The sequence below is a fragment of the Halarcobacter ebronensis genome (assembly GCF_013201825.1).
In the GTDB taxonomy this organism is placed as follows: Bacteria; Campylobacterota; Campylobacteria; order Campylobacterales; family Arcobacteraceae; genus Halarcobacter; species Halarcobacter ebronensis.
In genome coordinates this window covers 2,229,591-2,246,020 of the sequence record NZ_CP053836.1, presented here as the reverse complement: position 1 = coordinate 2,246,020, position 16,430 = coordinate 2,229,591, and the positions used below count along the sequence as shown (strand labels likewise).

Sequence of the window (16,430 nt, the reverse complement as noted above, 5' to 3'; positions counted from 1 at the left end):
ATTTATATTCTAAAAATAATAAAGAAACTTTTTTGAGACTTTATAAATTATAAAATTATTTATAAATAAAAAAGGAGCTTATTATGTTTGAAGGTATTAAAATCCTAAATGGACAAAAAACAGTTGATTTAACAACTCTTAAAAAAGCAACAAATGGGGAACTAGTTTTAGATAAAATCAAAAATTTAAAAATTTATCTATCAAATGGAGCTATTGTAGCTGAAAAAGTTGATATATTAGAAAATAATAGCGATGTAAAAGTTACTTTTACTGATTCACAAGGGAATGATTTTTTTGTTGTATTAAAAGGCTTAGGAGAGATATTACTAACAAATAATAGTGGTACTCCTATTTTAGAAGTAATAAGTAATAATGATAAACTTTTATCAATGACAACTATTGATGATCTTGAAGCATCAGCAGCTGGTGGAGCAACACAATCAAGTGCACAAACAGAAAATCCTGCAGGTGCAGGAGCTTTGGGAGCTACAGATAGTGATGATTTAGCAGGAAGAATTGATGGGCCTTTAGTTGGAGCACTTGCGGAAGGAGAAGATCCTACAGGTATAAATACTCAACCTATAGTTTTAGATGTAACACTTGATGATGTCAATGAAATCTTAGGAGAAGAGGGTGCTGGAGATATCAATACAATTACAGGACAATTAGAAGAAATAGATCCAGATATTACAGATGCAGGATTACATACTTTTTCTTATGTTGAAGGAACTTTGACAGTTACAAGTTTCAATGACGATGGTACTATTTCTGAAGTAATAACACTTGATGATGACAATATCGAGTTAGTTCTAAACCCTGATGGAAGTTTTACTCTTACTGGTGATTTTAATGATTTAGCACTAGGGGAATCTGCTACTGTAACTTTTGATTATACTGCAACAGATATTAGAGGTCTTACAAGTGAACCAGCAACTGTAACAGTTACAATAAATGGTACAAATGATATCCCTGTAGTTGAAGATATAAATCTGAATAATAATGATACAGAATTATCTTGGTCAATAAATGGAAGCAGTGAATCTCAAGGTTATGGTGATTATGGTGATTATGGAGAAGATACAAAAGGTGCAACAATTGATGAAATAAACGCTCTTCTCTCTTCAGTTACTGTTGAATCAATTATAGAAGAGTTAAATGAAAATGGTGCAAACATAGATTTGTATAGTGATTATGGTAATTATGGTGACTATGATGTTGATGGATCTGCATTAGAAGTTACTTTAAATGTGCAAGCTGGTGAAACTGTAACTTTTGATTGGATATTTAATGATCTTGAAGGAGATGGAACCCCTTATAATGATTTCTCTTTTGTTGTAATAGATGGAGTAGAAGTAGAAATTCTTGCATTGGTATCAGATAGTGGAAGTCAAAATAGTGGTACATTCTCTTATACTTTTGAGAGTGCTGGCGAACATACAATAGTTTTTGCGGCAATAAATGATGAAGATAGTTCAGTTGATTCAAATCTTCAAGTAACTTATGTTTCTGGTGGAGAGATTATTGATACAAAAACAGTTGGATATGTAGAGAATGGTTCAATGACAGTTTTTGAAGGATTAGATACTTTTAATGAAACAGATCAATTATCACCTGCTTTAGGAGTAGATAGTGAAAATGATCCTATTCTTTATGGACAAGTATTTTTAGCTGAAGAATCTCTTTTGAATAGATTAGAATTGGAACTTTTTGATGCCGAAGAACAACAAGGTGAAAATTCTTCAAAAGTAATAATACATATTTATAAAGCAGATGGAAGTGGAACAATAATTTTAGGTGAAGAAGTATACACAAGTGATGAGATTGATCTTTCTTCTGATAACTTACTTTTAGAGAATATGGGCTTAAATTTAGATGTTGGTAGTAAATATGCAATAGTAATTGAATCAATAAGTGGCTCATATGAGTGGGAATACTCTTCTGGAGATTATGGAAATTATGGAGATGGTGATGTAATAGATGGTCTTGGAATGATTGGCAGTGAATATGCGCAAGGATATGGTGATGAAGAGAATACTTTTCATGAATTTTATAAAAATTTTTCTGTAAAATTGACTTATGGTTCAGATGGTATATTTTATGAAACTTTTGATCCAACTGACGAATTAGGTGTTGATGATACAAAAGATGATGGTTTAAATACCTTTGTAGGTGTATTATCAGTAAGTGATGATGATAACACAGATACTCATATTTTTGCAGTAGTAGAAGATAGTTTACAAATAATCTCTCCAGAAAATAGTCAAACTTCAAATGAAGAGTTACCAACTTTTGTAATAAATCCAGATGATGTGGAAATTTCAATTTCATTTAATGAAGAAACAGGAGAATGGGAGTATAGGATTGAAGGTGATTTCTCCGCTTTAGCAGAAGGTGAAACTGCAACTTTGTCTTTCCAATACTATGCAGATGATCAAAATGGACAAGATGGAACTGATGGTATAAATGAATCATCAATTTCAGAACCAGCAACTATTACTCTTACAATAACAGGAACAAATGATCAACCAATAGTAGCCGATGTAACTTATGGAGATTCTCCTTATGCCGAAGAAGTTGGAAACTCTTTAGATTCTAATCCAATCTATGAAAGTGCAGATAACAATCCTGATGATACAAATGGTGATGGTATATTAAGAAATGAAGATGTTACAACTACATATTCAAATACTCTTCCAGTTGTAGAAGATGATGATATTAATGATACCCATGAGTACTTCTTAGAAGAGGAGTCTTCATCTGTAGATAATGAATTGGTTGAAGAGTTTAATGTAGTAGTAGATACTAATGGAGAATTCACTGTTACAGGTGATTTTAATGCCTTAGCTGCTGGTGAAAAAGCTACTGTTTCTTTCCAATATTATGTAATAGATGATAGTGCTCAAGAGATAGATGGTGAAACAAATAAAAGTGAATTAAAAACTGCATATGTAACAATAACAGGAACAAATGATCAACCTGTAGTTGAAAATTTAACTTTTGGAGCAGAAGTATATACTAACAATACAGAAATGAGAATCCCAGGTGAAGGTGATAGTGGGATGATTACTTCTACTATTTATGTAGATAGTGTAGAAGATATTGAAGATTTAAATGTTCATCTAAATTTAGAACATATGTGGCCAGCAGATTTAGATATTTATCTAATTGCGCCAGATGGTACGAGAATTGAGCTTAGCACTGATAATTTAATTCAAGGAGATGTAGAGTTTAATGATGATTATTCATATAGTTATATCTTTAAACCTGAAGGGGATTTATCTATTTTAGATGGGAAAGATTTAACTGGTGAGTGGACTTTAGAGATAACTGATGATACTAATAATGGAGTTATAAATATGCCATTTGTTGGTAGCGTTGATATGTTATCAGATTATGGAACTCTATTTAGTTGGGGATTAGAGTTTAATTCAGAAACATATTTTGAATCACATACTTTAGATGAAAACGATGTAGTTGGAGTTGATGACACTGAAAATGAAGCATTAACAAGATTTAGTAATATTTTAGTTGCGACAGATCAAGATGTAAGTGATACACATACTATGCATATTTTGAATATGGATAATGTAGAGACTACAGAAGATGTGATGAATCAATCAATTTCATATATTGATGGTATTGCTACAACTGATGATACAGATGTAACAAGAGTTGTAACAGTAGAATCAACAGATGTAAATGTTGCAGATATTAGAATTGATAGAATAGAGTTATCAAACAATGATGATGGAACAGATAGTCAATCAAACTTTGATCTTTATGGTGATTTTTCAGCCCTAGGAGAAGGAGAAACTGCAACAGTTACTTTCACTTATCAAGCAGAAGATAGCTCAGTAACTCAAGAAAATGGTGAAACACAATACTCTGAACCAAAAACAGTTACTATCACAATCACAGGTACAAATGATAAACCAGTTGTTTCAACTGAAACTTATGATATCTCTGATGAAGTTTATGGAAGTACATATTATGAAACTTCTGATTTAGACGGAAGAGATAATTATGATACAAATGGTGAAAATGTTGATTTAGGTAGTTATACAAATGATGATGAAAATTGGAATACACTAAAAGGTAAAATCTCTGTAATCGATGATGATGTAAATGATAAACACCATTTCTATGTTGTTGATACTAATGGCAATAGTTATGGGCAAAATATATTATCTCTTGATGGAGATTTAGATTTAACTGATTGGGTTACTATCTCTTCAACTGCAATTGACCCATCAAATATCAATTTAGCAAGTATTACCCTTAACAATGAGAGTAACAATATTTTAGATAGTGACTACTTTTCATCACAAAAAGAGATTGAATTTGAACTTGTTGGAGATTTTTCAAATTTAGCTGCTGGTGAAGAGGCAACTGTAACATTTAGTTATATTGCAGTTGATGATTCAGAACAATTAATTGATGGAGAGAGCAATACTTCGGAAGTTAAAACTGTTACATTGACAATAATGGGAACAAATGATGAACCAATTGTATGGTCTGTTAATAATGGTTTAGGAACAATTGAGACTACAATTGCAAATGCTGCACAACAAGCATATGATAATGTAATTGGTGCAGGAGGAACAGTAGAAGAGGCAAATGCTGCAAAACTAGAAGCTATCTCTACACAAGTTCAAGCTGATAGATATGGTGAAGACGTAGTGGTTGATGTGGAAGTAAGAACCTCATACTTTGATACTATTAGTGGGTATGACGATGACTTAACAGATACTCATACTTTACATATGGCAAATACAACTTCAGAAAATACTATTTCTGTATCTACTGATGATGGGCAAATGAATGCAGCATTTAATTCAGATTATATTTCAGCAGAAGATATCAAAGATTTATCAATAGACTTTAGAACTTTAGTTGATGAACAAGATAGTACAAGTCAAACATACTCATATTTAGTTACTGGTAATTTCTCAGCTTTAGGTTTTGGAGAGAGTGCAACTATTGTTTTTGATTATTATGCAAAAGATGATTCAGAAGTTGGAGTAAATGGTGAATCTGATGAAAGTGATGTAAAACAGATTACTTTTACAATTTGGGGAACTAATGACCAACCTGTAATCACCTCATATGATAGTACTTCTTCAATCCAAGAGACAAATCAAGCAATTGAATTACCTCTTGAAGCCTTACAACAAATAGCTTATGATAAAGCATATAATGGAGTGATGGAAGAGATGTTTGATGATTCACCATATGCATATCCATCATATGAAGAGGGACAAGCAGCATTTGAAGCTGCACAAGCAGCAGCTATTATGGCAGCAAATATTGCAAAAGAGGCTGTTGTTGCAGATGATGAGTTAACTGTTTATGGAGATGGTTTAGGTACAGTTTATAATGATGATGTTATAAAAGGTTATGATGATGATATTAATGACAAACATGCACTATTTTTAGCTAATCTTGAAGCAGAATCTGCTGGGCAACAAGAGTTACTAATTGATTTTAGTACAACAAATGGGAATTTTAGTGATACAGGAAGTGATATAAAAGCTATATTTACAACAGATTCAGCAAATGTTACAGCAGAAGATATCAAAGATGTAAGTGTAATTTTTAATACAACATCAGATGAAACAGGCTCAAATCTTCAAGAATATACTTATCAAGTGGTTGGTAACTACAATGCTTTAGGTGCAGGTGAAACTGCTACAATTACTTTTGCATATTATGCAGGAGATGACAGCGGTTCTTATAATGAAGAATCATCAAGTGAACTTCATGAGATTACTTTAACTATTACTGGAACAAATGATAAACCAGTAGTTCAAGCTGATTCATTTGGGGGAAATGAATCAACTCAAGGTGCTGTAACAACTCTTACTCATACATTAAGTGTAAGTGATGATGATAATACAGATATGGTAAATGGACATCTTTTCAAAATTCAAGAAGATTTATCTGTAGATGAGGTAAATCCAGATGATGTCTATTTTATCAAATATGTAAATGTAGATACAGGTGAAATTGGAACAGTTGAAGTTGAAATTAATGGTCCTTTAGAAGAGATTGATACAACAAAAATTACTTTAATCATTAGTGGTAATCAGTTAACACTTCAAGGTGAATTTGATGCTTTGGCTGGTGAGTATACAGATAATAATCAAACAGTAATCCCTGCTGAAGAGTTGAGTTTGAAATTTAAATATTATGCAGATGACCAAAATGGTTTTGACGGAACTGATGGTTCTAATGAAAACTCAGTAAGTGATAGCCAATGGATGACAATAACTGTAACAGGAACAAATGATGTTCCAACTATTGAAACAAAAGATTATCCTTCTTCAATGGATGAAGATAATCATGTTGAAAATGGTATGTTAACAACTTTTGGTTCAGTTACCTTTGATGATTTAGACCATGGGCAAGACTACTTTAGTACAGATTATGTATCGCCGGAAAATGATATTGGTGGAGTATTTACTTTCAATGAAGATGGAACATGGGATTATAAAGTTGACAACTCTTTAGCAGTAATTCAAGCACTAAAAGATGGAGAGTATATTGATCAAACATATACTATAAAATCTATAGATGGAACAGCAACTTATGATATAACTGTAAGAGTTTGGGGAACTGAAGATATCTCTATTATTTCAGATGATTCAACTTTAACAGGAGATGTAAAAGAAGATACAAATGTACTAGATGATGTTCTTTCTGCAACAGGCACTTTATATATAGTTGATCCAGATGATTTCCCTAATGAAGCAGCGTTTAATGAAGCTGTAACTTATTCACCTCTTTCAGATGGAGAACAACTTGGAACATTAACTTTAGTAAATCAAAATGCAGAAGATAGAGAGTATCCAAATGGTGAAACTGTTTGGACATATGAAGTAAATAATGAAGATCCAAGAGTACAAGCTTTAGGTGAAGGTGAATCTATTAAACAGATTTTTATTATAACTTCAGCAGATGGAAGCAGTCCTGAAAATATCACAATTATAATAAATGGTACAAATGATGCTCCAACTATCTCTGTAAATACAGAAGATGTAAATGCACAATTTGTTGAAATGCAAGGAGCTGATACAGGTGCGAATGCAGTTGTAATTACAAGTAGTGTTGCTATAAATGATATTGATGGAGATAATATCAAATCAGCAACTGTAACAATAGAAAACTTACAAGAGGGTGATGAACTTATATTTGCAGGTTATGAAGGAATCTTTACAACTACATATGATGTAGGAGTATTAACAATAACCGCAATTGCTGAAGCTGGAGTCTCTCCTGAAATATTTGAAGCAGCATTAAATAGTGTTATGTTTAATAACACTTCAGATACACCTGATACAACTACTAGAGAGATAACTTTTAGTGTTACAGATATTCATGATGAACCATCAAATGTTACAAAAGAGTATGTTGAGGTTGAAGCTGTAAACGATGCACCTATTTCAACTCCTGAGGCAGATTTTGAAGTTTATGAAGATGATGAAATTTATAATGGTAGCGTTGAAGCATTTGACCCAGAGAGTACAACTTTAACATACAGTTTAGTTGGAGATGCACCAGATGGATTAGTATTTAACGAAAATGGAACATATTCATTTGATCCTTCACATGAAAGTTATCAATCTCTAAGCGAAGGGGAAGAGAGAGAAGTTACTTTCCAATGGAAAGCTTCTGATGGAGAGGCTGACTCAACAACAGATAGTGTAACAATCACTATAATTGGAACAAATGATCAACCATTAGTTGAAGCTGTAACAGATAGTGTTAGTGAATCAACTACATCTACTACAACAATTTTTGATGGAACATTGAGTGCAGTAACAGATGTAGATAGTTTAGATACTCATACTTATAGTGAATATGGAATAGTTAATGTCTCTTCAAATGATGTTGATACAAATGATTTAACAGATATTATTGTTCAAGTTTATGCAAATGGAGAGTACCAAGTTAGAGGAAATTTTGAAGCATTATCACAAGGAGATACAGCAACAGTAACATTCCAATATATTGTTACAGATAATTCAGGGGCAACAAATGCTCAAAGTGTAGCACAAACTGTTACGTTAACAATAACAGGAACAAATGACACACCAATTGTAAATAATGTGTTGTTAAATTTAACAGAAAATGAGTTTAGTAACTATGATAATGATGATTTAAATCCAGATGGGGAAAATTCAGTATTTACAAGTAGTGAATCTTTAATGCCTGAAAATGATTCAAATGATACTTATAGTTATATGATTCAGCCAAATAGTGTTTCAACAACGCCTTCTAATATTGTCACTTCACCAACAACTGTTGAGATTGATGAAAATGGATACTATACTGTAACAAATCCAGATTTCAATAAACTAGCTGCTGGAGAGAGTGTTACTGTTTTCTTTACAGCAATTGTTAGTGATGGTACAAATTTTGATACTCCTTCAATTATGATGACAATTACAGGTTCAAATGATAAACCAACAGTTACTAATGAGATTATCTCAGCAGTTGATGAAGCAGATGGTCTTCAAGTTGTAAAAACTGGCACATTAAATTATGATGATGTTGATACTTCTGATACACACACTTTTGAAATATCTACACAACCTTCGGTTGTTGTATATGCGTCAGACGGGGTAACAGTTGTTCAAGGAGTTTCAATTTTAGCTTTAGAGGTAGTTTTAAACTCTGCAACAGGTGAGTATGAAGTAAAAGGGAACTTTGATGCATTAGCTCAAGGACAAAAAGCTGTTATAGATTTTGGTTATAAAGTAACAGATGATTCAGGAGCAGCAAATGCTCAAAGTGATGAAGGAACAGTTACTTTGACTGTAAATGGAACAAATGATGTAGCAACTCTTACTTCTGAATTGGTTAGCTCATCTATAAATGAGACTGTTTCTGGGGAAGTTTTAGCAACACTAAATGTGGAAGACCTTGATGGTACTGCATCTTATTCTGGTTTTTCTCTAAGTGGAGATGATGCTTCTTTAGTTGAAATTATAGAAGAAAATGGAGAATTCAAACTAAAATTAAAAGACAATGTCTCTTTAGATTATGAAACTAATCCTTCTCTTGATGTTAGAGTTACATATAATGATGGATATGACAATAGTATTCAAGATATTAATATTGCAGTTAATAATATTACAGGGATTATCTCAACAACAGGTGCCGCTGATCCTATTATAAGCAATACTTTTAATGGCAATAATAATAATTGGGTTATTTTGTCTGGTAGTGAAAATAATGGAAATAATATTTTAGGATGGTTTAATAGTGATAATACTGTAGCGTATAAATCATTTGATTTAGATACTTATTCTGGAGAAAATGTTACAGTTAGTTTTGATTTAAGTACCTATCAATATAATGGACAGTGGGAATCAAATGATTATTTAGATGTTTTGATAAGAAATGGTAATGGTCAAATTATTAGTAATAACTCTTTTAATAGTAATGATGATACTACCTTTACATTTGAAGTTCCACAAAATGGAGAATTTACCATATATATAAGTTCAAACAATACAGCAAATTCAGAATATTGGGCAATAGATAATTTTGAAATAAGTGCAACAACTACAGGGGAACAAATTCTAACTTTAGATAGTTCAACAAGTGGTGAGATAAATATGGCTGAATTACTATCTCAAGCTAATGATTTTAGTGGAAATAGTTCATCTCTTAACGAGTTAGACACTATTGATTTAACAAATGGAGACCATATCTTATCAAATATCTCTATAGGTGATGTTTTAGCAATGACGGACAGTGATAAAACATTAACAATAACTGGGGATACTGGTGATACCATTAAATTAGATTTAGGTGCAAGTGTAAACAATGCATCTGAAATTAATGATAATCAATGGCATCAAGTTGATGATACAAATACCTATATAGGAAAAGCAGGAGAGGATACTGTAACTCTGCTTATCAATGGTATTCAAGTAGAAGATATATAACATAAATAAAGAAGGAGTATTTTCTACTCCTTCTTTTTTCTTATTTTAAAACTTCAAAATTTCTTAAAAAATTATTACTCTATGGTATAATAGTACTTATGGAAAAGAATATAGATATAAAAACACTTTTATCAAATGCAATTAGTCAGTATGAAGAGGATAGTGTGTGTTCCAAACATATATTGTCTGATATTACTACAAAAGATGCATTGCTTTTAGTTGATGAAACAAATACTTTAAAAATATTTACGAATAGTAATGATATCTTTACCTTATCTCACAATGAGTGGATACAAAGTTCTTCAAATGATGAAGATGGTTTTGCTACGTATTGTTCAACCCTTGATGATAAAATCACACTTCTAATAGATGAATTAGTAGTTGATATTATTTAAGTAAATATCTAAACTAATTGATACCCAATTCCAAAACTATTTTTTATAGTACCTTTCCCAACTTTTTGTCTAAGCCTTGAAAATAGAGATTTAAAAGCTGACTCTGTTATTGGTTCATCTGCCCAAAGATGCCTCTCTATCTCTTCTTTTGAAATATTAGTATTTCTATTTAATAAAAGTAGTTCTAAAAGTCTATACTCATTTTTTGTGAGTTTAATTTTTTGTTGTTTTTCATCAATAATGCTTTTTTCTTTATAGTTATAATACAAATTATTTGTTAACTTTACACTCATACCACCTTGATTTAGGACTTTTTTGGCAGTTTCATTTAGTGCATATATTAATTTTTCAGCTTTTATTGGTCTTAGAACATAATCAACAACTTGTAATCTAATTGCTTCAAAAAGAAGTTTTTCTTCCTTGCTTTTTGAAATTATTATTATAGGAATTGATGAATTTATTTTTTTTATATTTTTACAAAATTTTATTGCCATATCATTTTCATAATCTAAATCAATTATTATTATATCTGGATGAGTCTCCAAATATACCTTGTAACCTTTGTCACAAGAAATTGAAAAAATTATTTTATTAAAAAACATATTTAATATATTCATTTCAGTTGTAGTTATATCATCTTTTTTTGATATGAAAAGTACATTTAGGCTTTTTAATACGGCTTTTAAAGAGTATTCCATAGTTACAATCCAATTACATCGTAAAAATTTTATTTATTATTTTATTATAATTTATCTATTCTTAAAGAGTTATATGTTAATTTTATAAAAGTAATAAAAAAAGTAATTAACTTATGAAAAGGGTATAAAATGAAAAATCTTTCTATGAAATTGAGTATTCCTGCAATACTATTGTTAAGTGTTGTTTCTTTGGAAGCTAATACAATAAAAGAGGTAGTTGAATTAACAATGTCAAATAATCCAAAAATATCTTCAGTGTTAAAAAATAATGAAGGGTATAGATTATATATTGATGAAGCAAGAGGTAATTTTCTTCCTACTTTGGATTTGACTGCATATGTTGGTGCTAAACAAACAAAAAGAGATCCAAATGTTGGAAATAAATCAGATGTGTCAACAGAGGGGTTTAATGCACAAGTTGATTTTGAACAAGTAATTTATGATAATTCTTTATTTGGCGCAGTTGATCAAGCAGAGTATAGATTTACTTCTAATCAATTTTATAATCAGTCTATTGTAAGTGACATTCTTTACGATAGTATTGATTCTTATTTAAATTTAGTGAAATATAAAAATAGATTAGTAGTAGTAGAGAACAGTTTATCAATTTATGATACATATTTAGTAACTGCAAAAGAGACTCAAGATATTACAGGTGAAACTTTACAAAAAGCAGAAGTTAACTCAAAAATTCATTATGCAAAAAATATGTTACATGAAGATGTTAATAATAAATTAAGAGCTATAAGTTCTTTTAAGAAAAATGTTGGTGTTGACCCAGATGGTAAATCTTGTAGACCAAATTTAGACGAGAGTAAAATACCAAACAGTTTAAAAGGCTTAATTGATTTAGCAATTAAAACAAGTCCTTCTATTTTAGAACAAATTGAAAATATTAAAGAACAAAGAGCTGTTTTAAATCAAAGTGAAGCTAATTTTTTGCCAACTTTGAAATTTAAAGCTCAAGGTATTTATGATGATGACTTATTAAATCAAAATGAAGTAACAGAAGTATATTCTGCAAGAATTGAATTATCATACAATATTTTTAATGGAACAAAAGACAAAACAGCTGCTCAAAGAGAGAGAATCTTTTTAGAAGAGGCACAAAAAACTCTTGATACTGTTACTAAAGATGTAGTAGATAATGTTACAGCAGCATACAATAGTTATCAAGCTGCTAAAAAAAGAATTAAAGAGTTAGAAAGTTACATTGTAGATAACAAAGATATTTTAGTTGGTTACAAAAATCAATTTGAAGCAGGGACAAGAACTTTTATAGATGTATTAAATGTTGAAAGAGATTTAGTAAGTGCTAGAAAAGAGATAATTGATGTTGAGTATGAGTTAGATTCTAAATATTTTGAAATTTTTAAATATCTTGGAAATCTTGAAGAAGCTGTTTTAAGTAGTAACAACGATGTTTGTACAGATTCAAAACCAATAGTACAAAAAAAAGAAGTAAAAAAAGAAGATGTTGCATCTGAAGAGATTCAACAAATGCTTTCAGATGAAACACCTAAAAAACCTAAAGTTGAAGAAAAAAACAAAAAACCAGAAGCAAAAATTGAAAAACCAGAAGCATCTTTAAGCACAAACTATGCACTCTATTTAGTTTCATATAAAGATACAAATAGTGCAAAAATAGATATTGAAAAAGCAAAAGAGTTATTAGGTGATAGTTATAAAATAAAACTAGAAGAGTCAAAAGGCTACACAAGTGTAGTTGTATATAAACTTCCTACAAAAGACTCTTTGGATAAAGTAGTTCAATTGACAAAAAATGAATTTCCTTATTCATATATGATGAAATATGCTTCAAAATAATAATTTAAACGGATTTTAATTGGAAAAATTAGATGATGGATTTGAAGATATAGTCGATAACAGAGAAGTGGATACTCTTTTAGAGTGTCTACTTTTTTTGGCTAAATATCATAAAAGACCTACTTCTTCAGAGTCTTTAGTATTTGGACTTCCTATACATGGGGCACAAATGAGCCCATCAATGTTTATTAAATCGGCAAAAAGAGTTGGACTAATTGCTAAAGCAATAAAAAGAGAGATTAATGAGATTGATAATATGTCTTTACCAGCTGTTGCTTTTTTGGAAAAAAATAAAGCTTGCATAATATTAAATATTGATATAAATAAAAATCAACTAGAAGTGGTAATCCCTGAATTAAGTAAGGGCGAGATTACAATTTCATTAAATGATTTTAAAAAACAGTTCTCTGGAAATATTTTTATTGTAAAACCTGCATATAACTTTGAAAATAGAGTAGAAAAAGAGATTGTAATTGAAGATAATAGAAAGTGGTTTTGGTCAACAATGAAAAAAAACCTCAAAATTTATTATCTTGTAATTATTGCGGCAATTTTAATCAACTTGTTTGTTATTGCAGTTCCTCTTTTTACAATGAATGTATATGATAGAGTTTTGCCAAATAAAGCTGTTGATACACTTTGGGTTTTGGTAACTGGAATAGCTATAGTATTAATATTTGATTTTATTCTAAAACTTTTAAGGGCATATTTTATAGAACAAGCAGGACAACGTGCTGATACAAGAATGTCAAGTAAAATATTTGATCAATTATTAAATATAAAATTAAATGTTAAGCCATCTTCAACTGGTATGTTTGTAAGTAGACTTCAATCTTTTGAAAGTGTGAGAGAATTTTTTACAAGCGCAACAATAACTGCAATTGTTGATTTACCTTTTGTTCTTCTTTTTATAGGAATAATATTTTATATAGGAGGTCCTTTAGGTTTTGTTTCTTTAGCAACTGTAATAATATCAATACTCTTTTCATATTTTATGCAAAAACCTTTAAAAGAGACAATTTTAAAGTCAGCAAAAGAGGATCAAATAAAACAGACTGTTTTAACAGAAGCAGTTACAGGGCTTGAGATAATAAAGAGTGTAAGAGCGCAAAATAGAATGAAAACCCACTGGGATAAATCAATTTCCCAAACTGCATATTATGGTAATAAATCTCACTATTTAGCACAAATTGTGACATATTTTGTAAGTTTTATTTCACAGTTTTCTAGTATAGGAATAGTTGCAGCAGGTGTTTTATTAGCCAATGAAGGTGATATTACAATGGGTGCAATTATTGCTGCTATGATTTTAAATGGAAGAGTCATCTCTCCTGTTTCACAAATTGTTGGAATGATTGTAAGACTTGATAGAACAATGATATCTTTAAATAATATAGATGAAATAATGAAAATGCCTGTTGAAAGGGAAAATCAACGACACTATTTGAGTAGACCAGATCTTGATGGAGATATTATCTTTAAAGATGTAAGTTTCTCATATAAAGAACAAAATTTTAAAGTATTAAAAAATATTAATTTAAAAATTAAAAAGGGTGAGAAAGTAGGAATAATTGGAAAAATTGGTTCAGGAAAATCTACAATTGCAAAACTTTTGATGAATTTATATGAACCAACAGAGGGCTCAATTTTAATAGATAGCACAGAACTCAGACAGATAGATCCTGCTGATTTAAGAAGGGCAATAGGATATGTTCCTCAAGAACCATTTCTTTTTATGGGAACAATAAAAGATAATATAACAATTGGAGATCAATTTGCAACGGATGAAGAGATATTAAGAGCTTCAAAAATCTCAGGAGTTCATGATTTCTTAGGGAAACATCAATCTGGATATGATTTGCAAGTAGGGGAGAGAGGTGATGGTTTAAGTGGAGGAGAGAGACAATCTGTAACACTTGCAAGAGCTCTTGTATCAAATCCAAATATTTTGATTTTAGATGAACCAACAAACTCAATGGATGATTTAAGTGAAGAGGCATTTAAATCAAAATTAGCAGATATAGTAAAAGATAAAACAGTAATAATAATTACTCATAGACCTTCTATTTTATCTATTATTGATAGATTAATTGTTATTGATGATGGAAGAATTATTGCTGATGGTCCTAAACAAAAAGTTGTAAATTCTTTTGCAAATAATAGTAATGCTCAAGATAAAAAAAAGATAATAAGAGAAAAACAAAATGAAAAATGATGAAGATGCAAAATTTGTTAATACTTTATATGGACAAGAGAACGCTACAATAAATCAAAAAGCGTTGATTCTTTTTATTTTAATCGCACTTTTCTTTTTAATTGCACTTCTTTGGGCAGCTTTATCTCCTATTGATGAACTTGCAAGGGGTGAAGGTAAAGTTATCCCTTCTGAAAAAATCAAAACAGTGCAAAGTCTTGATGGAGGAGTAATTGCAGATATTTTAGTAAAAGAGGGGCAATTAGTTAAAAAAGACCAGCCTTTGATGAAAATTGATACTACAAGATTTCAAGCTTCACTTCAAGAAAATAAAAAAACATATTTACATCTTCTTATTACAAAAACAAGACTTGAAGCAGAAACTAATATAAATTTGGATTTACCTCTACCTAAACTTGAGTTTCCCAAAAAAGTTTTGGTTGCCGCAGAATTTTTTGCAAGAGAAGATGAAAATCTTTTTAGAAAAAGAATTGAAGAATTGAAGAGTTCAGTTGCAATTTTGGATGTACAATATAAACAAAAAAAACAAGAGTTAGTAGAGGCAGAGAGTAAAGTAAATCAACTTAGAAAAAGTCTTGGAATTTTGGAACAAGAGAAAGATACAATAGCAAGACTTGTTGCAAAAGGTGCCAGACCAAATGTAGATTTGCTTAAACTTGAAAAAGAGTATTCTCAATTAGAAGGGGATTTAAAATCAACCAAACTATCTATCCCTAGATTAATCTTAGCAATTAAAGAAGCTGAAAATAGAAAAATAGAAAAAGAAAAAATATTTAAATCAGAAGTATTAAATGAGTTACAAAAAGTTAATACTGAAATAAAAAAGTATGAATCAAAATTGATTTCAGAAGAGGATAAACTTTCAAAAACAGTTCTTCATTCACCTGTAAATGGAATTATTAAACAGATAAATATGAATACTATTGGAGGAGTTATTAAATCTGGTATGGATTTAATAGAGATTGTTCCAGATAGTGAAATTTTGTTAGTTGAAGCTAAAATAGATCCTAAAGACATAGCATTTATAAATCCTAAACAACAGGCAATAGTAAAAATAACTGCATACGATTTTTCAATTTATGGTGGATTAGAGGGAAAAATTGTAGAGATTTCAGCAGATAGTATAAAAGATAAAGAGTCAAAGGATGACAAGAGCTATTATAAAGTTGTGGTTAGAACAGAAAAAAACTATTTAGAAAAAAATGGTGAAAAACTTCCTATTATTCCAGGGATGATTGCCTCTGTTGATATAAAAACAGGGAAAAAGACAATTTTAGATTTTATAATGAAACCTATATTAAAAACTAAACAAAACTCACTTCATGAGAGATAGGAAAAG

At 30.2% G+C, this 16,430-nt stretch carries 6 protein-coding genes; 5 read left to right on the top strand and 1 reads right to left on the bottom strand.

All coding sequences use genetic code 11. From position 1 onward, the window contains the following. Window positions 1-83 precede the first annotated feature (83 nt). Together AEBR_RS11080 and AEBR_RS11075 are read left to right on the top strand one after the other, a co-directional pair. Window positions 84-9,956, top strand: a complete 9,873-nt coding sequence (locus tag AEBR_RS11080) for a VCBS domain-containing protein (RefSeq protein WP_129086625.1) — start codon at window positions 84-86, stop codon at window positions 9,954-9,956. A gap of 98 nt (window positions 9,957-10,054) precedes the next feature. Continuing rightward, window positions 10,055-10,351: a hypothetical protein gene (locus tag AEBR_RS11075; RefSeq protein ID WP_129086624.1), complete on the top strand. Its 297-nt coding sequence runs from the start codon at window positions 10,055-10,057 to the stop codon at window positions 10,349-10,351. Between the two features lie 8 nt (window positions 10,352-10,359). On the opposite strand, the gene AEBR_RS11070 is transcribed toward AEBR_RS11075, so the two are convergent. Next, window positions 10,360-11,049: a winged helix-turn-helix domain-containing protein gene (locus tag AEBR_RS11070; RefSeq protein WP_129086623.1), complete on the bottom strand. Its 690-nt coding sequence runs from the start codon at window positions 11,047-11,049 to the stop codon at window positions 10,360-10,362. A 129-nt stretch (window positions 11,050-11,178) separates the two neighbouring features. Between AEBR_RS11070 and AEBR_RS11065 the strand changes: the two genes are divergently transcribed. The 3 genes from AEBR_RS11065 to AEBR_RS11055 are packed head-to-tail and all read left to right on the top strand — an operon-like array spanning window position 11,179 to window position 16,424. Further along, on the top strand, window positions 11,179-12,876 hold the full coding sequence (locus AEBR_RS11065; protein ID WP_129086622.1) for a TolC family protein: 1,698 nt from the start codon (window positions 11,179-11,181) through the stop codon (window positions 12,874-12,876). A 19-nt stretch (window positions 12,877-12,895) separates the two neighbouring features. Next, window positions 12,896-15,091 (top strand): type I secretion system permease/ATPase, encoded by a 2,196-nt coding sequence (locus AEBR_RS11060; RefSeq protein WP_129086621.1) that lies wholly within the window; start codon window positions 12,896-12,898, stop codon window positions 15,089-15,091. Continuing rightward, window positions 15,081-16,424 (top strand): HlyD family type I secretion periplasmic adaptor subunit, encoded by a 1,344-nt coding sequence (locus AEBR_RS11055; RefSeq protein ID WP_129086620.1) that lies wholly within the window; start codon window positions 15,081-15,083, stop codon window positions 16,422-16,424. Before AEBR_RS11060 ends, AEBR_RS11055 begins: the two co-directional genes overlap by 11 nt. The last annotated feature ends 6 nt before the right edge of the window (window positions 16,425-16,430 follow it).